16 protein-coding genes and 1 tRNA gene are annotated in these 22,164 nt (G+C 63.2%); 9 read left to right on the top strand and 8 right to left on the bottom strand.

Annotation, left to right across the window (positions count from 1 at the left end):
* The first annotated feature begins 45 nt into the window (after positions 1 to 45).
* The 5 genes from SPBM01_RS05070 to SPBM01_RS05050 all read left to right on the top strand — a co-directional run bounded on the left by SPBM01_RS05070 (position 46) and on the right by SPBM01_RS05050 (position 7,948).
* A complete protein-coding gene (locus tag SPBM01_RS05070) occupies positions 46 to 348 on the top strand; it encodes a hypothetical protein (RefSeq protein ID WP_188064293.1) in 303 nt (100 codons plus the stop codon).
* Complete coding sequence (locus SPBM01_RS05065) at positions 345 to 2,390, top strand: type IV secretion system DNA-binding domain-containing protein (protein ID WP_188064292.1); 2,046 nt, start codon at positions 345 to 347, stop codon at positions 2,388 to 2,390. The genes SPBM01_RS05070 and SPBM01_RS05065 overlap by 4 nt, the downstream gene beginning before the upstream one ends.
* Entirely contained in the window at positions 2,387 to 5,341 is a 2,955-nt protein-coding gene (gene mobF, locus SPBM01_RS05060; protein WP_188064291.1) for a MobF family relaxase, read from the top strand. Before SPBM01_RS05065 ends, mobF begins: the two co-directional genes overlap by 4 nt.
* On the top strand, positions 5,319 to 5,909 hold the full coding sequence (locus tag SPBM01_RS05055; RefSeq protein WP_410483025.1) for a lytic transglycosylase domain-containing protein: 591 nt from the start codon (positions 5,319 to 5,321) through the stop codon (positions 5,907 to 5,909). The genes mobF and SPBM01_RS05055 overlap by 23 nt, the downstream gene beginning before the upstream one ends.
* 473 nt (positions 5,910 to 6,382) lie before the next feature.
* Positions 6,383 to 7,948 (top strand): recombinase family protein, encoded by a 1,566-nt coding sequence (locus SPBM01_RS05050; RefSeq protein WP_262504329.1) that lies wholly within the window; start codon positions 6,383 to 6,385, stop codon positions 7,946 to 7,948.
* Here SPBM01_RS05050 and SPBM01_RS05045 read toward each other — a convergent pair.
* The 3 genes from SPBM01_RS05045 to moaA form a co-directional block, all read right to left on the bottom strand.
* A tRNA-Asn gene (locus SPBM01_RS05045) sits at positions 7,938 to 8,012 on the bottom strand. The two genes, SPBM01_RS05050 and SPBM01_RS05045, sit on opposite strands and share 11 nt — an antisense overlap.
* Before the next feature lie 90 nt (positions 8,013 to 8,102).
* Positions 8,103 to 8,879, bottom strand: a complete 777-nt coding sequence (locus SPBM01_RS05040) for an NAD kinase (protein ID WP_188064290.1) — start codon at positions 8,877 to 8,879, stop codon at positions 8,103 to 8,105.
* Complete coding sequence (gene moaA / locus SPBM01_RS05035; protein WP_188064289.1) at positions 8,876 to 9,886, bottom strand: GTP 3',8-cyclase MoaA; 1,011 nt, start codon at positions 9,884 to 9,886, stop codon at positions 8,876 to 8,878. The genes SPBM01_RS05040 and moaA overlap by 4 nt, the downstream gene beginning before the upstream one ends.
* A 130-nt stretch (positions 9,887 to 10,016) precedes the next feature.
* Between moaA and SPBM01_RS05030 the strand changes: the two genes are divergently transcribed.
* Positions 10,017 to 12,032, top strand: a complete 2,016-nt coding sequence (locus SPBM01_RS05030; protein WP_262504328.1) for a putative bifunctional diguanylate cyclase/phosphodiesterase — start codon at positions 10,017 to 10,019, stop codon at positions 12,030 to 12,032.
* Here the strand turns inward: SPBM01_RS05030 and SPBM01_RS05025 are convergent.
* The 3 genes from SPBM01_RS05025 to SPBM01_RS05015 all read right to left on the bottom strand — a co-directional run bounded on the left by SPBM01_RS05025 (position 12,029) and on the right by SPBM01_RS05015 (position 16,502).
* Positions 12,029 to 12,424, bottom strand: a complete 396-nt coding sequence (locus tag SPBM01_RS05025; protein ID WP_188064287.1) for an MAPEG family protein — start codon at positions 12,422 to 12,424, stop codon at positions 12,029 to 12,031. The two genes, SPBM01_RS05030 and SPBM01_RS05025, sit on opposite strands and share 4 nt — an antisense overlap.
* Positions 12,425 to 12,624: 200 nt before the next feature.
* Positions 12,625 to 16,101, bottom strand: coding sequence for a transcription-repair coupling factor (gene mfd / locus SPBM01_RS05020; RefSeq protein WP_188064286.1), 3,477 nt, complete (start codon positions 16,099 to 16,101; stop codon positions 12,625 to 12,627).
* Positions 16,102 to 16,235: 134 nt separating this feature from the next.
* Positions 16,236 to 16,502, bottom strand: coding sequence for a succinate dehydrogenase assembly factor 2 (locus SPBM01_RS05015; protein ID WP_188064285.1), 267 nt, complete (start codon positions 16,500 to 16,502; stop codon positions 16,236 to 16,238).
* 86 nt (positions 16,503 to 16,588) lie between these two features.
* Between SPBM01_RS05015 and recG the strand changes: the two genes are divergently transcribed.
* The 3 genes from recG (at position 16,589) to SPBM01_RS05000 (ending at position 20,494) form a co-directional block, all read left to right on the top strand.
* Positions 16,589 to 18,652 (top strand): ATP-dependent DNA helicase RecG, encoded by a 2,064-nt coding sequence (gene recG / locus SPBM01_RS05010; RefSeq protein WP_188064284.1) that lies wholly within the window; start codon positions 16,589 to 16,591, stop codon positions 18,650 to 18,652.
* Positions 18,653 to 18,740: 88 nt separating this feature from the next.
* Entirely contained in the window at positions 18,741 to 19,238 is a 498-nt protein-coding gene (locus tag SPBM01_RS05005; RefSeq protein ID WP_188064283.1) for a GNAT family N-acetyltransferase, read from the top strand.
* A 182-nt stretch (positions 19,239 to 19,420) separates the two neighbouring features.
* Positions 19,421 to 20,494, top strand: a complete 1,074-nt coding sequence (locus tag SPBM01_RS05000) for a mechanosensitive ion channel family protein (RefSeq protein WP_188064282.1) — start codon at positions 19,421 to 19,423, stop codon at positions 20,492 to 20,494.
* On the opposite strand, the gene SPBM01_RS04995 is transcribed toward SPBM01_RS05000, so the two are convergent.
* Positions 20,466 to 20,819, bottom strand: a complete 354-nt coding sequence (locus SPBM01_RS04995) for a PilZ domain-containing protein (protein WP_188064281.1) — start codon at positions 20,817 to 20,819, stop codon at positions 20,466 to 20,468. The two genes, SPBM01_RS05000 and SPBM01_RS04995, sit on opposite strands and share 29 nt — an antisense overlap.
* 79 nt (positions 20,820 to 20,898) lie before the next feature.
* Positions 20,899 to 22,116, bottom strand: a complete 1,218-nt coding sequence (gene tyrS / locus SPBM01_RS04990; RefSeq protein ID WP_188064280.1) for a tyrosine--tRNA ligase — start codon at positions 22,114 to 22,116, stop codon at positions 20,899 to 20,901.
* Positions 22,117 to 22,164 lie beyond the last annotated feature (48 nt).

Here is a 22,164-nt window from a genome sequence, read left to right as displayed (position 1 = left end):
CGCGCTTCATCATGATCGTCAGGGTGCCAGACCGGAGTCTCACCCTTGGCTCGCATTACGATCCGCGTCGATGACGCCCTCTTCAGGCGCCTAGATGCCCGCGCCCGCGATGCGGGAACGCCCACAGCAACCTATTGCCGCGACATCCTCGGGCGCTTCGAGGGCACCGATCCGTCAGGATACCATGCTCGATTCGATGAACTCCACGCGACCGGCATCCAGACCCTTGCGATCCTCGCCGCCTCAGTCGGCAAACGCACGCCGGAAATCCTCGAACAGGGGCTTGCCGATGCCCGGCGCCTCCTCCGGGAAAGGGGGCTGCTCGATCCCGAGCAGGACCAGGCGTGAGCATCTTTCGGCACGACACGCTGGGGAGTTGGACCCGCGGCGGCCAGGCCATTGTCCACAATGTTCGGATGACCACACAGGTCTTCTATCAGACCCTCGTGGCGGGGCTGGTGATCTGGATCGGCGGCATCATCTGGTACGGGTTCGAGAAGTCGACCGAATATGAGCGCTATGTCCTGCTGAAGCTGGGCCAAGCGAGCTTCATGGGGGACGCGGTTCCGGGCAATGCGGCACCCATCCTGTTCAAGACGCCTGCTGGTAGGGAATATTGGACGACCCCCAAAGGGCTGCTCGACTCAGGTCTAGCGCACACGACGCTGGAGGCCTTCGAACGCTACCTCATCCACGGCGCCGCGCTTTCGGGGGTGTTCGCGCTCGCCATGCTGTTCTGGGCCTGGTTCTACTTTACGCGCACGGGGAGGGGGCTCGGCTCCAATCAGTTCCTACGCGGGGCCCGGTTCGGGACCGTGCGACAGGTGCGCCGCGCGCTCTGGCGCCATGCGCGCGGCAGCTTCGAGATTGGCGGGGTCAATGTCCCCGACATCTTCGAGCCCGAGCATATCCTGATCTGCGGGGCGCCCGGCACCGGCAAGACCAACATCATCATCAAAATGCTCGCCGGCATCCGCCAGCGCGGCAAGCGGGCAATAGTCTATGACACCGCCGGAACCTTCGTCGAGAAATTCTACCGTCCTGGCATCGATGTCCTACTCAACCCGTTGGACGTCCGGACCGACTGCTGGTCCCCCTGGGTCGATGTTCCCAAGGACTATCATTACGACCAGATCGCGGAGTCGACGATCCCCGACAAGGCCGGCGATCCGTTCTGGGCCAAGTCTGCACGCGGCACCCTGGTAGCGGTGCTCCGCAAGCTCGCGCGCCAGCAGCGTACGCTGGTCTCGATCCTGCTCGATACCCTGCTGCGATCCAAGCTGAAGGACCTCGCGGCCTTTGCGCAGGGGACCGACGCAGCAGCATTCATCTCCATGGAGGGGGAGCGGACCTCGGCCGGCATCCAGGCCGAGCTCGCCTCGGTGATGCGGTCCTTCGCCTATCTCGACGATACCGAGGATGGCCTGTCGATCCGCGACTGGGTGGCGAACGAGCGGGACGACAGCTGGCTGTTCATCACCGTGAAGGCGGACCAGCTCCCGTCGCTCCGCCCCCTGATCACGGTCTGGTTGGACATCGCGATCAGCGCGATCATGAGCCTCTCGGCCGACCGCAACCGGCGCCTCTATTGCGTGATCGACGAGCTTCCCTCGCTCCAGAAACTGCCCAGCCTCTCCGACTTCCTGGCTCGCGCCCGGAAATATGGCGGGTGCGGTATCCTGGGCTTCCAGAGCTACCCGCAGCTTGAAGCGACCTATGGCATCCAGGATGCCGCGGCGATCACCGGCTATTGCTCGACCTGGGTGGCGCTACGCGCCAACGACACCCCGACCGCGAAACATGTCAGCGAAAATCTCGGCCAAGTTGAGCAGGTCGAAGCGAACGAAGGCATGTCCTACGGCGTCAACGACATGCGGGACGGCGTGAACCTTTCGCGGATGCAGGTGACCCGGCCCCTAGTGATGCACACCGAGGTCACCAACCTTCCCAATCTCTGCGGTTATCTTCGGTTCGGGCGCAATCTGCCCGTGGTGCGCTTCGAGGACAGCTATAATCGCATACCCTCGATCGCCGTGGCATTTGAGGAACGCACGACCACCCCTGTCCGGATGTCCATGGGACCGGTCGCATCGCCCGAGCCGCCCGCAGAGCCAATGCCAGCGGCACCGCGTCCGGCCACACGACGGCGCCGCGCGCCCCCTGCGGACATGGGGCCGGAGCTGCCACTCAACCAGCCTGCCCCCTTGCCGGCGGCCGAAGCGACAGAGAATGTCGACGCGCCGGCCGCCGAGGTTACCGACTTGGGCGGCGGCGGTGTGGACGCGCCGCCATCGCCCCCACCGCTTACGCTTTACGGCAAACCGACCGCGTTCCGACTGCGGCAGCATGGTCGCCATGATGGCGACCGGAATTCGGCGACGCCGGCATGATCAATCCCATCCGCCTCAAGGGCAAGCCCGCCAATATCAGCCGCTACTATACGGTCGGCGACTACTACACCAAGGGCACCGACGAGCATTCGGAGTGGGGCGGCCAGATCGCCGCCGAGCTTGGGCTCGAGGGAAAGATCGACCCGGATATCTTCCAGGATCTTCTCGCCGGGAAGGTTGGCGATCTTCAGCTCGGCCGTCACCGTGCCGGGGGGAAGATCCAGCATCACCCCGGATGGGACTTCGCGGTCAATGCGCCGAAGTCGGTTTCAATCATGGCACTCGTCATGGGCGACGAGCGTATCCTTGTGGCCCATGAAAAGGCCGTCGGCGCGGCGCTGGACTATCTCGAGGAACATGCTTCCCTGCGGCACCGGGTCGATGGCGAGATCGTCCATGAGACGACGGGGCGGCTGATCTTTGCGCGCTTCACCGAACATGCATCGCGCGAACTCGATCCGCATTTGCATACGCACGTCGTCGTCATGAACATGACCAATCGCCAGGATGGCGATCAAATGGTCAGTCTCGAAACCAGGGCGATGTTCGTCGAGCAGATCGTCGCCGGGCAGGTTTATCGCAACGAGCTGGCGCACGACCTTCGCGAGCTTGGCTATCAGATCGACTTCGACCCCCGCAAAGGCCTTTTTGAAATCCGGGGCGTTCCGTCCGAGCTGGCCAGGGCCATGTCGCAGCGGGCCGAACAGATCAACGCGCATGCAAAGGAGCATGGCCTGACCGGGCAGGCCGGCAGGCAGAGATCCTTCTATGCGACGCGCGGTCCCAAGGAGAAAATCTCGCTGGAGGATCTGCACGACCAGTGGGCGTCCAGGTCGGCGCCCTATCGGAAGGCCCTCGACGCCGCGCGGGAAGATGCAGACCGCAGCGAGACCGACGTGCGCCCGCCGGATGACCGCACGTCGGCCCGCGCGATGCTGTTCGGTATCCGCCAGGCGGAAACCCGCGAGGCTGTCAACAATCTCGGCCGGATGTTCCGGCTCGCTCTTGCCTCTCATGTGGGCGAGGTCAGGCTCTCGGATATTCGCCCCCTGGCCGAGGAACATGAAAGCCGCTTCAAGCTGCTAGCAACGCGGCATCAAACTGGAGACGAGATCCATACTCGGGGCCGCACCACCCGCCGGACCGCTCGCCTTGAATTGGCTCTGTCCGAGCATCTCTCGCTTTCGCTTAATGACGCCACGCCCATTGCGACCGTCGAACGCATTCGCGAGGTCATGGCTGAAGCTGGCCTCAATCCTGCCCAGGAGGCAGCGCTTCTCCATGTCGGGACGACCAGCGACCGGCTTGTCGGCGTCCACGGCGTCGCCGGTGCGGGTAAGTCGACGCTGGTAAAGTCTCTGAACGACGCCGCCCCACAAGGCATGACGCTCGTTGCGCTCGCGCCGACATCATCAGCCGCGGCCAAGCTAGGCGCCGACGCACGGATCGACTCCCGGACCGTCGCCAGCCTTGTCGCCGGGGGCGGGCGCAACATCGACGACAGCTATACCCTCGTACTCGACGAGGCCGGTCAGCTTGGCAACCGGCAGGCGCTTCGCGTCCTTGAGATCAGCCGTATGACCGGCGCTCGGCTGATCGTTCTCGGCGACAACAAGCAGACCGGCGCCATCGAACAGGGGAAGGCCTTCTGGCTGCTGCAGAAGCTGGGCCTTCCGACGGCCGAGCTTACCGAGTCCATACGCCAGGAAACCCGGATGATGAAGGCAGCGGTGACCCAGGCTCGTCTGGGTAACTATGCCGCCTCGCTGGAGAACCTCGACAAGGTGACCAGCGGCGGGGATGCAGAGGCTCTCGCCAGGGGACTAGTCGGCGAATGGACCAGGCTGAAACCCGAGAACCGCGCGAACACCAACATCCTCGTCCTTGAGAATGCTACCAGGTTGATCGTCAATACCAAGATCCGGGAAGCTCTGAAGACGGAGGGCGCAATTGCGGCGGAAGACGCCCGGCTCTCAGTCCTGACGCCCGCCGGGATGACCGATCAGGAGAAGCACTTTACCCGCTTCTATTCGGGCGGGCAGGTGCTGATCTTCTCGCGGGACAATGCGGGCCTGGGAGTCGCCCGCGACACCGAATATCGGGTCATCGGGATCGGCCGTGACGCAAACGGTCGGCAGGTGGTCCGGATGGTCGACGAACATGGTCGGACCATCCGGTGGGACCCTCGTATCGGACGCGCGTCGCAGGTCAATGTGTTCCGCAGCGAAGAGCGCGATTTGGCCACGGGTGACCGCATCCAGTGGCGTTTGGTGAACCATGACCTTGGTTTGAAGAACGCCGAGCGCGGCACCGTCGAGCGTCTGGATGGCACGGTCGCGACGATCCGCTGGGACCGGGAAGGGCGAGTCCAGGACATCGACCTTTCCCAGCACAAGAGCTGGGATCATGGTTACGCGGAGACCGTATATTCTGCCCAGTCGAAGACCTATGACCGCGCTTATGTGCTCGCGCCGGTGAATTCCGGGCTGGTGACCGGCCAAAACTATTACACCGCGATCACGCGCGCGCGTTACGGCGTAAAGCTGTGGACCGAGGATCGGGAGCGCCTTGTCGACAAGCTTGAACGCCACTCCGGGGAGAAGACCTCCGCTCTGGAAGGCCTCGGCCGCCTCGATCGCGACAGTTACAGGGCTCGCGAGGAGCGCCATGGAGAGCGATGGGATCGGCTGCGCGATCAGCAGCGCAGTGAGCGTCAGGAACGCAAGGAGCGGATGCGTGCGGAGCAGGAGGCCCGCAACCGGACCGAACAGGGCGGCCTGGCCCATCTGCTTGCCGGTCGTGCGCAGTCTGCGGTGGAGGCTGTGGACCGGTGGCTTACGAACATCCTGACGCGGAGTGTTGAGGAGGGGCCACACACCCAGACGGCGCCCTCACGTGTTGATCCGGCCCCCGCACAAGAGCACGACCATGGGGCTGGCCATGATCACTAGGGCCGATTTTGCACCCAGGTTCGCGCCGATCTTCATCAGGGCGGTCTTAGCTGCCCTGATGTTCGCATTCCCTGTCCATTCCCTGGAAGCCCGAACGACCCGTCAAAACACGATCGACGAGCAGATCGTCGCGACGTGCATTGCTCGGTCAGCTGCCGGTCGCGGTTGGCTTGCCAAGACGCTCTGGGGATTGCGAGATCAGGAGGGCGGCTGGATTGGCGCGGAAGTCGCAAACAGCGACGGCAGCCACGACCTCGGGCCATTGCAGGTCAATAGCTGGTGGGTACCGCGGCTGGCGACGATCACCGGTCGGCCGGAGCGACATGTCCGCCATTGGTTGAAACAGGATGCCTGTTTCAACGTCGAAGCCGCGCGCTGGATATTCCTCTCCGGGTTGGCCACCACGCGCGACTATTGGAAGGCGATCGGTGTCTATCATAGTCCCACGGGATGGCGGCAACAACGCTACACCTCGAGCGTCCTCGTTCATCTACGGCGACGGTTCGGGGCCAGCCTCTTTGCTCGACCCTCAAAGGGGCTGTCGCCAGTGTCTGTGACTACGCCATGAGGCGTCGTCGTCGGCCGAAGGTTCTGGGAGCCAATTCACCACCCCCACCGCCCGTAGGGGCAGAAGTTGTCGCCTCACTTCCAGCATTCGATTCCGAGCACGATCCAGAGCCCGTCGAACCGCCACCAATACCCTTGGTGACTGTAGCCTCCGGGATGCATGACACTCCGCCTAGCTTTGGAAGGCGACGGGTTTCCAGGCGCGCGATGTTCTCGGCCGCCCTAGTCGCTGACGCCAGAGCGTATTTCGAACAGCACCTCGATCGTCCTGTCAGCGACGATGAAGCGAGAAACTTTCTGGGGGATTTCGTGGATTTTTTCACCGCTTTCGACAGTCGCCAATAGGATCGTGGAGGAACCGCCAACTGCAAGGAAAACCAAACAACCCCAAGTAATTCACATATCGAACTTCGCCGGATGACTTTCAAAAACGGGAGGATGGATGGTATATTGGGGTAATGAGGAGTAATTGAGATGACGAGACCCCGCGCAAAGATCGTACAACCGAAGGCAAAGCGTATCATTCAAGAACGCAATAAGGCGGTCATGTACGCACGAGTATCGACCAGCGAGCAGGAGAAGGAAGGATTTTCTATCCCGGCACAGCAGAAGTTGATGCGAGAGTATGCGGCTCAGAACGGCATAACGATTGCCTCTGAACATGTTGACGTGGAGACCGCGAAGCGCGCGGGGCGTACCGGATTCGAGGAAATGCTTCGCTACATCAGATCCCATCCAAGCGTCAGAACGATTCTGGTCGAGAAGACCGACAGGCTCTACCGCAACCTCAAGGACTGGGTGACGGTCGACGGATTGGATATCGAGATCCATTTCGTGAAGGAGAATGTTGTTCTCTCTCGGGATTCGAGATCATCGGAGAAGTTCATGCATGGCATCAAGGTTTTGATGGCCAAGAACTATATCGACAATCTCTCTGAGGAGACCCGCAAGGGAATGCTCGAAAAGGCAGAGCAGGGGATTTGGCCGACCTTCGCTCCCCTCGGTTATGTGAATGTGATGGGCCCGCTCGGCAAGAAGGTCATCACAATCGATCCGGATATCGGTCCGTTGGTGACCCGCGTGTTCGAATGGTTCGAGAGCGGCCAGTATTCGCTCAAGGAAGTTACCCAATTGGCCGTCCGGGCTGGCCTCCGGTACCGCAAGAGCGGAAAACCAGTGGGCGTGAGCACGATCAACACAATGCTACGCAGCCGGATTTACACGGGTTCGTTCGAATGGCTGGGCAAACTCTACAAGGGCTCGCATACTCCGCTGACGACCTTTGCCACCTGGTCCAACGTGCAAGAGATCCTGGATGGCCGGAGCATCTCCAACGTCCACGGCAATCGGCTTCAATTTGCTTACACCGGACTGATCACCTGCGGTCACTGCGGTTGCGCGGTCACGGCCGAGATCAAGAAGGGCCGATACATCTACTACCACTGCTCCAGGTTCAAGGGGCGCTGCCCAGAACGATACATACGGGAGGAGGCGCTCGACGAGCAGTTCGCAGCTGTCCTCAGGCGGCTTCGGCTGGATGATGCGTCATTCCGGCTCATTGAGCGAGCCATCCGTGAGAGTCATGCAGACGAGCGGCGCGACCGCGACGAATCGGTTGAGCGCTTGCGGGCTGAGGCCGATCGCCTTCAACACCGATTGGACACTCTTTACCTCGACAAGATCGATGGGCGGGTCACGGTCGAATTCCACGACCGGGTTTCAGCGACCTGGCGTGAAGAGCGGGATCGGACGCTGCGAGATATGGAGAGCTTGCATGCCGCCGAGGACGACCTGATTGATGATGGTCTGGCGCTGCTGGATTTCGCGAGGACCGCCCACAACCAGTTTGCGGATCAGCCCTTGGCGACCAAGCGGCGGGCTCTGAATTTGATATTATCGAACTCGTCATTCGCGGGTGGAGCGCTGACCGTCACGTTCCGAGAACCGTTTGGAATTCTTGAAAAAATCGGCGGAACTGGCGGTTCCGGCCCAGCACCAAAAGGGGGCAAAAAACCCCCACTTTTAGAATTGGCTCCCTGAGTAGGATTCGAACCTACGGCCATTCGATTAACAGTCGAATGCTCTACCGCTGAGCTATCAGGGAGCAGCCCGGCTCTCGCTGGGCAGGACGCGCCTATAGCAGCGAGATTCGAGAAATGGCAAGCAGTAAAATCATCATTTTTTTCTGGGGCTTTCAGGCGATGAACTGTTCGGCCGCGATCCGATCATCCAGCGTATGTTCGGGGTCGAACAGCAAGGTCAGCGGGGTCGTGCGGTCGATGCGGATTTCGACCTGCGCGACGTCGCGCACTTCGCGCTGGTCCGCCACGGCGCTGACCGGGCGCTTGACCGGATCGAGCGCGGTGAAGCGGATCACGGTATTTTCGGGCAGAATAGCACCACGCCACCGACGGGGACGGAACGGGCTGATGGGGGTAAGTGCGACCAGAGCGGACCCCAGCGGCAGGATAGGCCCATGGGCGGACAGATTATAGGCTGTGGACCCGGCGGGCGTTGCCACCAGCACGCCGTCACACACTAGTTCGGGCAGGACGATGCGGTCGTTGACCTGCACTTCCAGCCAGGCGGTCTGGCGGGTTTCACGCAGCAGCGACACTTCGTTGATCGCGGGGATCGAAAACCGTTCGCCATCCACCGTATCGACGGTCATGCGCAGCGGATTGACCTTGAAGCTCTTGGCCTTTTCCAGCCGCTGGTCCAGCCGTTCGAGCCGCCATTCGTTCATGAGGAAGCCGACGGTGCCTAGGTTCATGCCAAACACCGGAAGGATGCGCCGGGCTTCCAGCATCGAATGAAGCGTTTGCAGCATGAAACCGTCGCCGCCCAAAGCGATGACCATTTCCGCCTGATCGAGCGGGACGAAGTCATAAGTGGCGCGCAGCCGTTCTTCCGCCGCTCTGGCCGCCTGTGTGGGGGACGCGAGCAGGGCGCGCCGTGGTTCGCTGTTCATCCGCCGGTGACGCTCATGTGGCGGGTGGTGGCGGCACCTTCGCCTGTGCCGATGCGAAAGTCATGAGCGGCCGGCTTCAAACGCAGCGCCCGGTCGATCAGCGGTTCGACGGCGGGCAGGCCACCGTCGCGCAGGGCCGCCTTGAAATCGACATGGTCCTCATGCCCCAGGCACATGAAAATCTTTCCTTCGCACGTCATGCGGATGCGGTTGCAGTCGGCGCAGAAATTGCGGGTCAGTGGTGTGATGAGGCCGAGGCGCACGGACATGCCATCCACCCCATGATAGCGCGCCGGGCCGCCGGTGCGGTGGGGCAAGGGGGTCAGGGCGTGGCTTTGCCCGATCTGGTCGGCTACTTTGGTGAGCGGCAGATAATGGTCGGTGCGGTCCTCGCCGGTTTCACCCAATGGCATGGTTTCGATCAGCGTCAGGTCGAAACCCTGTGCGTCGCACCAGTGGAGCATGGGCAGGATTTCATCCTCATTGACGCCCTTGAGCGCCACCATGTTGATCTTGACCGCCAGCCCCGCATCGCGTGCCGCATCCACGCCGCGCAGCACGGTGTCGATGTCGCCGCCGCGCGTCACATGAGCAAAGCGGGCCGGGTCGCGGCTGTCGAGGCTGACATTCACGCGGCGCACCCCGGCATCGAACAGCATGTCGGCATGGTCGGCCAGGCGGGTGCCGTTGGTCGTCAGGGTCAGTTCGTCCAGGCCGTTGCCCAGATGCCGCCCGATGCGGCGGACCAGATCGCCAATGTCGCGGCGCACCAGCGGTTCACCGCCGGTCAGGCGGATCTTGTCGATGCCGCGCGCCACGAACAGATCGGCCAGCAAGGCGATCTCCTCCAGCGTCAGCACCTGATTTTTTGGCAGGAACTGCATTTTTTCGGCCATGCAATAACGGCAGCGCAGGTCGCAGCGGTCAGTGACCGAAATGCGCAGATAGCTGATCCGGCGGCCAAGGCCGTCGGTCATCATATTGCGTGAAGGTTCGGCCATGGCCATGCCCCTTAGCTAGGGTATGGACCGGCCCCGTGCAAGCGCCCCGGATGATGCGGTGTTGCCCGGCGCGCAAGAGGTCGGTAACGCCTTGTTGCTAAGGCGTGACGATGCGTCATGCCGGAGGACCAGAATAGTGAGCGGGGATCGCACCGCAGAGGGACAACGCAGCCTGTTCATCCTGTCGCCGGGTGACCGCGACGGGCTGTGCCATGCCGTCGGGCTGGTGGGTTGGCGTGCGATCGGTGCGCGCCGTGCAGGCGATGCGCCGCAACGCTATCTGCGCAGCGAAGCGCAGGTCGCGCTGGTCGATATGCGGGGCGGGGGCAGCGTGGAGAAACTGCTGGCGCCGCTGGTTCCAGCGATGGAGGCCGGTGGAGGTGCCTTGCTTGTGCTGGTGGACGGCGTGGACGAAGCGATGCTTCCAGCATTGCTGGAGGCCGGTGCGACTCATTATCTGACTGCCCCGTTCAGCGAGGCGTCCTTGCGAGCGGCATTGGGTTCGGCGCAGCGGCTGGTGGATCGGATCGGCGGTGGTGCGGCGCATAGCCGACGCGCGCAGCGGATCCGCCGGGGCGATGCGCTCTATTGGGAATTGGGACCGCGCGATTTGGTGGTGCAACTGAGCGAAAGCCTGGCCCGGCATCTGGATATCGGGACGTCGCGTCTGACGCCGGGAGCGCTGGTGCGCCGCCTGCCGCGTGCCGAGCGGGGCGCGGTGCTGGTCGCGCTCAAAGCGATGATGCGCACCGGGCGTCCGGGGGCGCTGGCCCATGCCTTGCCGGGGCGTCCGGGCAATCGGCTGGTCCATCATTTGCGAGTCGAAAATGGCGTGGTTGCGGCCGATGTCGAATGGCTGTCGGACGCGCATGACCGCGATCTGGCGAGCCGCGACGTTCTGACTGGGCTGCGGTCGCGCCATGCGGCGCTGGAATGGCTGGAGCAGCGGGCTGGCCTTGCCACGACGGCCGTGCTGTTGTCGATCAGCCAGTTCGACCGGATGAATGCGGCCTATGGTCAGGTGGTCGGCGACGCGCTGCTGGGGCGGATTGCGCGGCGGATCGAGCGGATGGTCGATGATGTGGCCCCCGGTGCCATGGTCGCGCGGATTGCGGGGACCGAATTTCTGGTCGGGCTGACCGGCGAGGCGGCGGGTAGCGACCGGGCTACATTTCTGGCGCGGCAATTGATCGCGGCGATCGGGCGACCGTTCAGCGCGGGGGATCATATGATCCGCCTGATTGCGCGGTGCGGCATTGCGCAGGCGCGGCCGGAAGATGATGCAACGCACCTGCTGCGCCGGGCGGGGACGGCGCTGGCCGATGCCAGGCAGGCGGGCGGGGAGGGGATTCGCATCCTGTCGGCGGATCGCCATAGTCGGCAGGTCGACCCGGACAAGCTGGAAACCGACCTGCGGCTGGCGCTGGACCGGGGTGAAATCGGCATCGTGTTCCAGCCGCAATATCGGGTGGATTCCGAACAGATCAGCGGCGTAGAGGCGCTGGCGCGGTGGAACCATCCGCAATATGGGCCGCTGGGTGCGGGCATATTGTTCGCTACGGCCGAGCGGTCGGACTATATGCTGCCGCTGTCGGCGCATATCCAGAATGAGGCGTTGCGGCAGGCGGCGGCGTGGCCACGGGCGCTGTCGGCGCTGCGTTTGTCGATCAATGTGACCGCCGCCGATATTGCGCAGCCCGGTTTCATGACCGACCTGCTGGAAATCGTGGACCGGAGCGGTTTTCCGCGTGCGCGCCTGACGGTGGAGATTACCGAGAGCGGCTTGATCGAGGATGTCGATTCGGCGACGGCGCTGCTGACGGCGCTGCGGGCCGAAGGGCTGGCGGTGGCGATCGACGATTTCGGGACGGGCTATTCCAGCCTCGCCTACCTCAAAAGCCTGCCGCTCGATTACCTGAAAATCGACAGCGGGCTGGCGCAGGATATTGCCGGGACGGCGCGGGACAGGATCATCGTGCGCGGGGTCATCCATATGGCCAAGTCGCTGGGCCTTAAAGTCGTTGCCGAAGGGGTCGAGACGCAGACGCAGCTTGACCTGCTGGCGCGTGAGGGGTGCGATTATTATCAAGGATTTCTGCGGTCGGCAGGGGTGTCGTCCGCCGACCTGATCGCGCTGGTGCTGGCCGGTTAGAGGGTTAGCAGCGGCCAGAGGACCATGCCGAGGCCGACCAAGCTGACAAGAAAGATCAGCGTGCGGATTTTCGGGATGCCAAAGCCATAGACCGGCAGATAGGCAATGCGCGCGCCCAGCCAGATATGCGCGCCCAGCATCGTCATTTCGCTCGATCGACCGGCAACCACCACGCCGATAAGCGCGACGATGGCAATGGGCAGGGTTTCCTGAAAATTCGCCTGCGCGCGGGCCAGCCGCCCGGCAAGGGGGTTGAGCGGCGGCAGGCTTTCGTCGCGCGCGCCCATGTTCCAGTCGGTGCCATATTGCTTCGTCTTGACGTGTGCAGCGGCGAAGATGTGGATGAGCAGCAGGACCATGGCCCAGGCCAGCACGAGCAGTTCGACAGCCATAGTCATATTCCCCTTTCCCAAAGCTTTAGCAAATCCGGTCTGGGTAGGACAGCAGGGAATAAGGGCAAGGACCGCAGCGAAGTTCACACCGTCGCTGGGGCATTTCCGGCCCGCTTTTTCCCCGCTTTTCCGTTGCCGGGTTACAGAAAAGTAATAGTCAAGTTACGCCGAAGTTACGCGCATTTTCGGCGGGAGGATGTTCACCCCGCTGCTTTCGCCAGCCCCTTCGACAATTGCAGCGCGCCGTTGAGGCGTGCGGCGGAATCGCCCCAATTGCGGTTGACCACGATCTTGCTGTCGGGGCGCAGCCGCGCCACGCCGTCGAGCCGCTGGATATAGGAGATGAGTCCCGCAGGATTGGGGAAGCTGTCCTCGAAGAAGCTGACCAAAGCGCCCTTTTGCCCGACGTCGATCTTGGCGATGTTGGCTTTCACGCAATTTTGCTTGATCTCGATGATCTTGAGCAGGTTTTGCGTGGGCGCGGGCAGCTTGCCGAAACGGTCGATCAGTTCGGCGGCGAAGGATTCCAGACCCTGACGGTCCTCGACATCGTTGAGGCGGCGATAGAGGCCCATGCGCAGGTCGAGGTCGGGGACATAATCGTCGGGGATCATGATCGGCGCATCGACGCTGATCTGGGGCGAGAAGCTGTCGCGGCGGATTTCAAGGCCGGCCCCGCCTGCCTTGGCGTCCATGATCGCTTCTTCCAGCATCGATTGGTAGAGTTCGAAGCCGACTTCGCGGATATGGCCCGATTGTTCGTCGCCCACCAGATTGCCCGCGCCACGAATGTCGAGGTCGTGGCTGGCCAGCTGGAACCCTGCGCCGAGCGTGTCGAGGTCGGAAAGGACTTTCAGCCGCTTTTCCGCCGTTTCGGTGATGATGCGGTTGGCGGGCGTGGTCATATAGGCATAGGCGCGGGTTTTCGACCGGCCCACGCGCCCGCGCAGCTGATAAAGCTGGGCCAGGCCGAAGCGGTCGGCACGGTGGATGATGAGCGTGTTGGCGCTGGGAATGTCCAGCCCGGATTCGACGATGGTGGTCGAGAGCAGCACGTCGTAGCGCTTGTCGTAAAAGGCCGACATGCGTTCTTCCACCTGCGTCGGCGACATCTGGCCATGGGCGACGATGGCCTTTATTTCCGGCACATCGTTGCGCAGAAATTCCTCGATCTCCGTCAGGTCGGTGATGCGGGGGACAACGAAGAAGCTCTGCCCGCCGCGATAATGTTCGCGCAGCAGCGCTTCGCGGATGACCACGCCATCCCAGGGCATGATGTAGGTGCGCACGGCGAGGCGATCGACCGGCGGGGTCTGAATGACCGACAATTCGCGCAGGCCCGACATTGCCATCTGAAGCGTGCGCGGGATGGGCGTGGCGGTCAGCGTCAGGACATGGACGTCGGTCTTGAGCGACTTCAACCGTTCCTTGTGGGTGACGCCGAACCTTTGTTCCTCATCGACGATGACGAGGCCGAGGCGTTTGAATTCCAGACCCTTGGCCAGCAGCGCATGAGTGCCGACGACGATGTCGATCGTGCCGTCGGCAAGGCCCGCCTTGACGCTCTTGGCTTCCTTGTCGGGGACAAGGCGGGAGAGACGGCCGATATTGACGGGGAAGCCGCGAAAGCGCTCCTCAAATTGCATATGATGCTGGCGCGCGAGCAGGGTCGTCGGGCATATGACGACGACCTGCATCCCTGACATGGCGGCGACGAAGGCGGCGCGCAGGGCGACTTCGGTCTTGCCGAAGCCCACATCGCCGCAGACGAGGCGGTCCATCGGCTTGCCCGACGCCAGATCCTCTATCACGTCGCTGATCGCGCGGTCCTGATCGTCGGTTTCCTGATAGGGGAAGCGATCGACGAAGGCGGGATAGCCCGCGCTGTCGGGTTCGGCGATGGTGGCGGAACGCAGGGCGCGCACGGCGGCGGTCTTGAGCAGTTCACCCGCGATTTCGCGGATGCGCTCCTTCATCTTGGCCTTGCGCCGTTGCCATGCTTCGCCGCCCAGCCGGTCGAGCGACACGCCGTCGCTGTCGGAACCGTAGCGGGAGAGGACTTCGAGATTTTCGACCGGCACGAACAGCTTGTCGCCGCCCGCATAGCTGAGCGCGACGCAATCATGCGCGGTTTTGCTGACCGGGATCTGGGTCAGTCCTTCATAGCGGCCGATGCCATGGTCCATATGAACGACGAGGTCGCCGGGCGAGAGGGTCGCCAGTTCCTGTAGGAAGGCGTCGGCGCTTTTCTTGCGCTTGGCGCGGCGGACGAGGCGGTCGCCCAGCATATCCTGTTCGGTCAGCACCGCGACATCGGGCGCGGTAAAGCCATGGTCGAGCGGCAGGACGGTCAGCGTAACGCTGCCCCCCGCGGCGATGCCCAGCGCTTCCTGCCAGCCATCGGCAGCGGCGATGCGTTTGACGCCATGGTCGAGGAGCAGGCCCGACAGCCGTTCGCGCGCGCCGACCGAATAGCTGGCGATGACGATCTTTTTCTTCTTGGTGGCGAGCGAGGCCAGATGTTTGGCGACGGCTTCGTAGATATTGGCGTTCTGCGCGCGTTCGGGGGCGAAATCGCGGGGACCATCCACGGCGAAGTCCAGCACGGTCGCGCTTTCCGGCTCATGGAAGGGCGTGGCCGCGTGCATCGGCAGAGTGGCGACGGCGGCGTTCCATTCCGCTGCATCGAGATACAGCGATTCGGGCTTGAGCGGGCGATAGGCGCCGGGGTCGGACGATTTCGCCTGGATGCGGTTGGCGTGATAGTCGCGGATCGATTCGAACCGGCCGTTTGCTGCGCCAGCCACGCCGGGATCGCGGATGATGACGGCGGTGTCGCCCAGATGATCGGTCAGCGGAACCAGCTTCTCCTCGAACAAAGGGAGCCAATGTTCCATGCCGGCAAGGCGGCGGCCTTCGCTCACCGCCTGATAGAGCGGATCGCCGGTTGCGGTCGCGCCGAAGGTTTCGCGGTAGCGGCTGCGGAAACGCTTGATCGTGTCCTCGTCCAGCAGCGCTTCGGAGGCGGGGAGGAGGGTGAAGCCATCGACATTGCCGGTGGTCCGCTGGTCGGTGGGGTCGAAGCGGCGGACGGTTTCGATTTCATCGCCGAAAAAGTCGAGGCGGAACGGTTGATCCTCGCCACCGGGGAACAGATCGACAATGCCGCCGCGAATCGCGAACTCGCCCCGGTCATGCACGGTGTCGGTGCGGACATAGCCATTGGATTGCAGCATTTCGGCGAGGCGCGTGATGGCGATCCGTTCCTTGGGCGCGAGCCGGGCGACAAGCTGGCGGACGCGGAAGGGGGTGAGGGTGCGCTGGGTCAGGGCATTGAGGGTGGTGAGGACGAGTTGCGGGGCTTTGGGTGGTGCCTGCAACGCATGGAGGCCCGCGAGCCGGGCCGAGGCGGCGCGCAGCGACGGGCTGGCCCGGTCATAGGGCAGGCAATCCCAGGCGGGGATTTCAATGATCTCAATCTCTGGCGCGAAATAATGCGCCGTTTCCGCGACCGCGCGCATCAGTTGCTCGTCCGACGCGACGAACACAGCGCGGCCCGCGCCCGATCCATAGGCCGCGCGGGCAATGTCGGCCAGCAGCCAGGGCTGGAACCCGGCGGGGACGCCCGACAGGGTTAGCGGCGCTTTGGCGCGGAGGATTTTTTGGAGATCGGTCATGTTGTTTGCTCTTATATCCTCCCCTGCAAGGGGAGGGGGACCACGAAGTGGTGGAGGGGTGTCGTGCTATCGAGAGGGGGACACCCCTCCGTCAAGGCTGCGCCCTGCCACCTCCCCTTGCAGGGGAGGATGTGTCAGTTCTGGATTTTGACGAAATCGAGTTTTAGGAACTTGTCCATCATCGGGCCTTTCCATTCGTCCGGCACGGGGATGGTGCCGAGCGCCCAGCCGATGATGTCGGCGTCCTGTTCATCCATGAACCGTTCGAACCAGGCGATTTCCTGCGCGTCCCATTCCATATGATAGCGTTCGAAGAAACCGCCGACAGCATAATCCGATTCGCGCGTGCCACGGTGCCAGGCGCGGAATTTCAGGCGGCGCATCTGGGGATCATCGTTCACAATTTGTTCCTTTTGCGGGCGCGGCAAAAACGCGGATCGGGCATTTGTATGACCATCCGGCTTCAGGTAGAGCGCGTCAGATAGCCATGCGACCCGATATTCTCAATCCGCTCTTTGCCGAAATCTCTGTCCTTAAGGGCATTGGCCCGGCGATGGCCCGTCCGCTGGAGCGGCTGGGGCTGGCGCGGGCTGTCGATATTGCCTTTCACCTGCCGGTCAGTTGGGTCGATCGCAAGCTGACCGACGAACTGGACATGGCCGATGCCGGGCGGGTGATCGGCATCGAACTGACGCCGGTGGATTATCGCGCCAGCGGGAGCGCGCGCGCGCCGTTTCGCGTCCATGCGACGGACCGGCATGGCAATCCGGTATCGCTGACCTATTTCGGCAAGAACAGCGCGTGGCCGCGCAAGTTGCTGCCGCTGGGCGAGACGAAATTCGTGTCGGGCAAGCTGGAAGCCTATGGCGACAATTTGCAGATGGTCCATCCCGACTATGTGCTGCCGCCCGAAGAAGCCGCGACGATCCCTGCGCGCGAAAGCGTCTATGGCCTGTCGGAGGGGCTGACCAACAACCGGATGCGCGATCTGGTGAACCAGGCGATGATGCGCGCGCCGGACCTGCCCGAATGGATCGAGCCGAGTTTGCTGGCGCAGCGGGGCTGGCCGACATGGCGGGAGGCGCTGGGGCGAGTTCATGCCGATCCGGGGGACGCGCAGGCGCGCGAGCGGCTGGCCTATGATGAGATATTCGCCGGGCAGTTGGCGCTGATGCTGGTGCGGCAATCGTCGCGGCGGCGGCGGGGCGTGCCGATACAGGGCGACGGTCGGTTGCGCGACAGGCTCAAGCTGCCGTTCGCGCCGACGGGCGCGCAGCGTCGGGCGAGCGCGGAGATTGAAGGCGACATGGCGCAGGGGACGCCGATGCTGCGCCTGCTGCAAGGCGATGTGGGGTCGGGCAAGACGCTGGTGGCATTGATGGCGTTGCTCAACACGGTCGAGGCCGGGATGCAGGGGGCGATGCTGGCCCCGACCGAGATATTGGCGCGGCAACATTATGAGACGCTGCGCAAAATGGCGTCGGGCCTGCCGGTGGAGATTGCCATTCTGACCGGGCGGGAGAAGGGCAAGGTCCGCGAAGCCACGCTGATGGGGCTGGCCGATGGCAGCATCGACATATTGGTCGGCACCCATGCGATTTTTCAGGAAGCGGTGCAGTATAGGGCGCTGGGGCTGGCCGTGATCGACGAGCAGCATCGGTTCGGCGTGGCGCAGCGGATGTTGCTGGCGTCCAAGGCGGAACGCGCGCCGCACCTGCTGGTGATGACGGCGACGCCGATCCCGCGCACGCTGACGCTGACCTATTATGGCGAAATGGAAGTGTCCAAGCTGGACGAGATGCCGCCGGGGCGACAGCCGATCCAGACGGTGGTGATGGCCGCCAGTCGGCTGGACGAGGTGGTCGACGCGCTGGCGCGGCATGTCGAGGGTGGGGGGCAGGCCTATTGGGTATGTCCGCTGGTCGAGGAAAGCGAGACGAGCGATCAGGCGGCGGCGGAGGCACGGGCGGAATCCTTGCGCGGCCGGTTCGGGGATCGGGTGGGGCTGGTCCATGGCCGGATGAAGGGCGTGGACAAGGATGCGGCGATGGAAGCATTCGCCGCCAACCGCACCCAGATATTGGTGGCGACGACGGTGATCGAAGTGGGCGTCGACGTGCCTAACAGCAGCCTGATCATCATCGAGGGGGCCGAACGGTTCGGGCTGGCGCAGTTGCACCAGTTGCGGGGGCGGGTGGGGCGGGGTGACAAGCCGTCGGTCTGCCTGCTGCTGCGCGGCAATGCGCTGGGCGAGACGTCGCGGGCGCGGCTGGCGCTGATGCGGGAAACCAATGATGGTTTCCGCATTGCAGAGGAGGATTTGAAGCTGCGCGGGGCTGGCGAAGTGCTTGGCACGCGGCAGTCGGGCGAGGCGCAGTTGAAGCTGGCGACGCCGGAGCATGTGGCGGCGCTGATCGACCCGGCGCGGGATGACGCGCATCTGCTGATCGACCGGGATGGCGGGTTGGACAGTGCGCGCGGGCAGGCGGCGCGGGTGTGCCTGTATCTGTTCGAGCGGGATGCGGCGGTGGGATTGCTGCGCGGGGGGTAGGGCTGTCCGTTTCTGGGGACGACCAAAAGAGGACATCGAAGCCGGAAGTCTTGACGCCCGATAGCAGATATCCGCTATACTGTACGCGATGTTGATACGAGACGAGCAAGAGGGCGATCACACCGCCATCGCCAATGTGACGGCACGGGCCTTTGAAGGCGCGGCACACAGTGACCAAAGCGAACCTGCAATAATCGAGAGGCTGCGAGCGGCCAACGCTCTCACAATCTCGTTGGTAGCGGTCGAGGATGCGGCGTTGGTAGGGCATATCGCCTTTTCACCTGTCACCATTGATGGCACGCAGAGCAAATGGTTTGGTCTGGGGCCGGTATCGGTCGAACCCGCGCATCAGTCGTCGGGCATGGGTTCGGCCTTGATACGCAAGGGGCTGGAACAACTCCGTTTGCAAGGCGCCGCTGGCTGCGTGGTTCTTGGCGATCCGGCCTATTATAGCCGCTTCGGATTCGAGCGAGACGATGCCTTGCGGTATGAAGGAGCGCCGCCCGAATATTTCATGCGGCTAAACCTGACCATCGAAAAGACACCGACCGGGCGTGTGGATTATGCCCCCGCTTTTACCGGGTAAGCAGCGTCCGCTTTTGCGTGTCATTCGTCAAAAGCGGACAGTCCGCCATCCACCCTTTCCCGTCATCCCCGCCTTCGCGGGGATGACGATGGGGAGGTGGGGCGTAGTGCGCTGCGCCAGTTCATTCCCTGAAACCTACCGCACCTGCGAAACAAATCCTCACGTCGTCGCGTTGCCCCCGCATGACCGACATCAGTCTGACCCATATCACATCGACCGCTGCGTTCTCGATCATCGCGGCAGTCGTCACCGCGTTCCTGATACACTGGGCGCTCTATGCCATTGTGCTGCGGGTCGTGCGGCGGCGGATGGACCCGGTGTTGTTGCCCGCGATCTTTCAGCCGACGCGCTGGCTGGTGGTGTTGCTGGCGCTGGGGGCGGGGTTGCAGCCGCTCGACATGGGGCCGCGCGTCGCATCGCTGTGGTCGATCGGGTCGAAGATGGTCTTTGCCCTGCTGGTCGGCTGGCTGATGTTGCGGCTGATGCGGGCGATGCGCGTGATGATCGAGCGCGGTGCGGACATCAGCGCGGAAGATAATCTCAAAGCGCGCAAGCGGCATACGCGGGTGCGCATCCTTTATCGTATCGCGCAGAGCATCGTTGCGGTGCTGGTGATCGCGATGATGCTGATGGCGATACCGGGGGTCCGCACGATCGGCGTGACGCTGGCGGCGTCGGCAGGGCTGGTGGGCCTGGCGGTGGGTGCGGCGGCACAGCCTGCGCTCAAGAATCTGATCGCGGGCATCCAGATGGCATTTTCCGAACCGATCCGGCTGGACGATGTGGTGATCGTGGAGGGCGAATGGGGGCGGATAGAGGATATCACGTTGACCTATGTCGTCGTGCGCATCTGGGACGACCGGCGGATGGTGGTGCCGGTATCCTATTTTCTGGAAAAGCCCTTTCAGAACTGGACGACCAAGACGTCCGACCTGCTCGGCACCGTATTTCTCTATGTCGATCCGACCGCCGATGTGGCGCGCATTCGCGAGAAGCTGGTCGCGGTAACGCAGGCGAATAATCGGTGGGATGGGCGCGTGGTGTTGTTGCAGGTGACGGAGCATCGCGCCGATGCGCTGGAACTGCGCTGCCTGCTATCGGCGCGCAATGCAGGGGTTGCATTCGACCTGCGGTGCGATGTGCGCGAAGCGATGCTGGATTTCCTGCGCACGGACATGCCCGAAGCGCTGGTGCGCCATCGTCAACGGATCGAACGGACCGAAGCGCTTACCATGCCGTCTGGCGCGGCGGGATGAGCGCCATCAGCGCGTCATAGATGCGCGGCTTTATCGGCTCGAAAAATTCCATGCCGACGCGGCCATCTTCGCTCCAGCGGATTTCGGCGGGATGGTCTTTCAGGATCGGTAGCCATATCGTCACCCGTTCCCCCATCAGCAATTCGCCGTCGCTGCGGCACATCAAACCCTGTGGTGAAAGGTTGATGATGCGCACACCATGGGTGCGTCCGCGCGCCGTGGCATGGCTGACCATGTCGACAAGGTCGCGTGGCGCCCGCCGTTGTTCGACGGACGGGTCGCGCGAGCGCATGACATGGTTGAGATTGGCAAAAACCGAGGACATGAGCGGCAGCCTGCCCGCCCGGCCGTAAATGAAATGTCAGGAAAGCTGGTTAATGCTTTCCTGACTTATTTTTGTTGCGTCAGGCGGTGGCCAGACCGTGTTTTTTTGCGCCGAAACTCAGCTTGTCGCCCACTTTCAATAGGGTAGCCGGGTCCGAAACGACTTCGCCGTTCAAACGGATTGCGCCCTCCGCCAGTTTGCGGCGGACTTCCTTGTTGGATGTGGCAAAGCCCAGGGCAGTCGTCGCCTGCACCACGGTCAGGCCATCCGCGCCCAGGCTGACGGTCGGCAGGTTGGAGTCGGATGCGCCTTCCTCGAACGTGCGTCGTGCGGTTTCGGCGGCGGCGGCGGCGGCGTCTGCGCCATGGGCCATCGTGGTTGCGGCGTCGGCCAGAAGCTTCTTGGCATGGTTGATGTCCGACCCGTCCAGCTTTTCCAGCTGCGCGATCTCTTCGAGCGGCAGGTCGGTGAACAGGCGCATGAAGCGGCCGACATCGGCATCCTGCGTGTTGCGCCAGAATTGCCAATAATCGTAGGGGGAGAGTGCGTCGGCGTTCAGCCAGACCGCGCCCTTGGCGGTCTTGCCCATCTTGCCGCCGTCCGCCGTCGTGATGAGCGGGGAGGTGAGGCCGAAAACCTGCGTGCCATCGACCCGGCGGGCCAGTTCGATGCCGTTGACGATGTTGCCCCACTGGTCCGACCCGCCCATCTGGAGACGGCAGGCCGCGCGCCGCGACAATTCCAGAAAGTCGTAGGCTTGCAGGATCATATAGTTAAATTCGAGGAAGCTGAGCGACTGTTCCCGGTCCAGACGCAGCTTGACCGAATCGAAGCTGAGCATCCGGTTGACCGAGAAATGCTGGCCGATGTCGCGCAGGAACGGAATATATTCGAGGGCATCGAGCCAGTCGGCATTGTCGACCATGACGGCATCTGTGGGGCCATCGCCGAATGTCAGGAAGCGTTCGAACACCCGTTTGATGCTGGCGACATTTTCCGCGATTTTTTCGTTGGTCAGCAGCGAGCGGGCTTCATCGCGCAAGGAAGGGTCGCCGATCTTGCCAGTGCCGCCGCCCATCAGGACGATGGGCTTATGCCCGGCCTGCTGCATCCGCCGCAACATCATGATCTGCACCAGGCTGCCAACATGGAGCGAGGGTGCCGTCGGATCGAAGCCGATATAGCCCGGCACCACCTGTTTGGCGGCCATGGCGTCGAGGCCCGCCGCGTCGGTCAGCTGGTGGATGTAGCCGCGTGCTTCGAGCAGGCGGAGGAGATCGGACTGATAGTTGCTCATGGCGCGCGCCTGTAGCATTGGCGAGATAGGGATTAAAGAGGCGGAGTC

The organism is Sphingobium sp. KCTC 72723 (assembly GCF_014280435.1).
Classification (GTDB): Bacteria; Pseudomonadota; Alphaproteobacteria; order Sphingomonadales; family Sphingomonadaceae; genus Sphingobium.
Note: the sequence above shows the minus strand (reverse complement) of the source record. Positions and strands in the feature narration are given on the sequence as shown.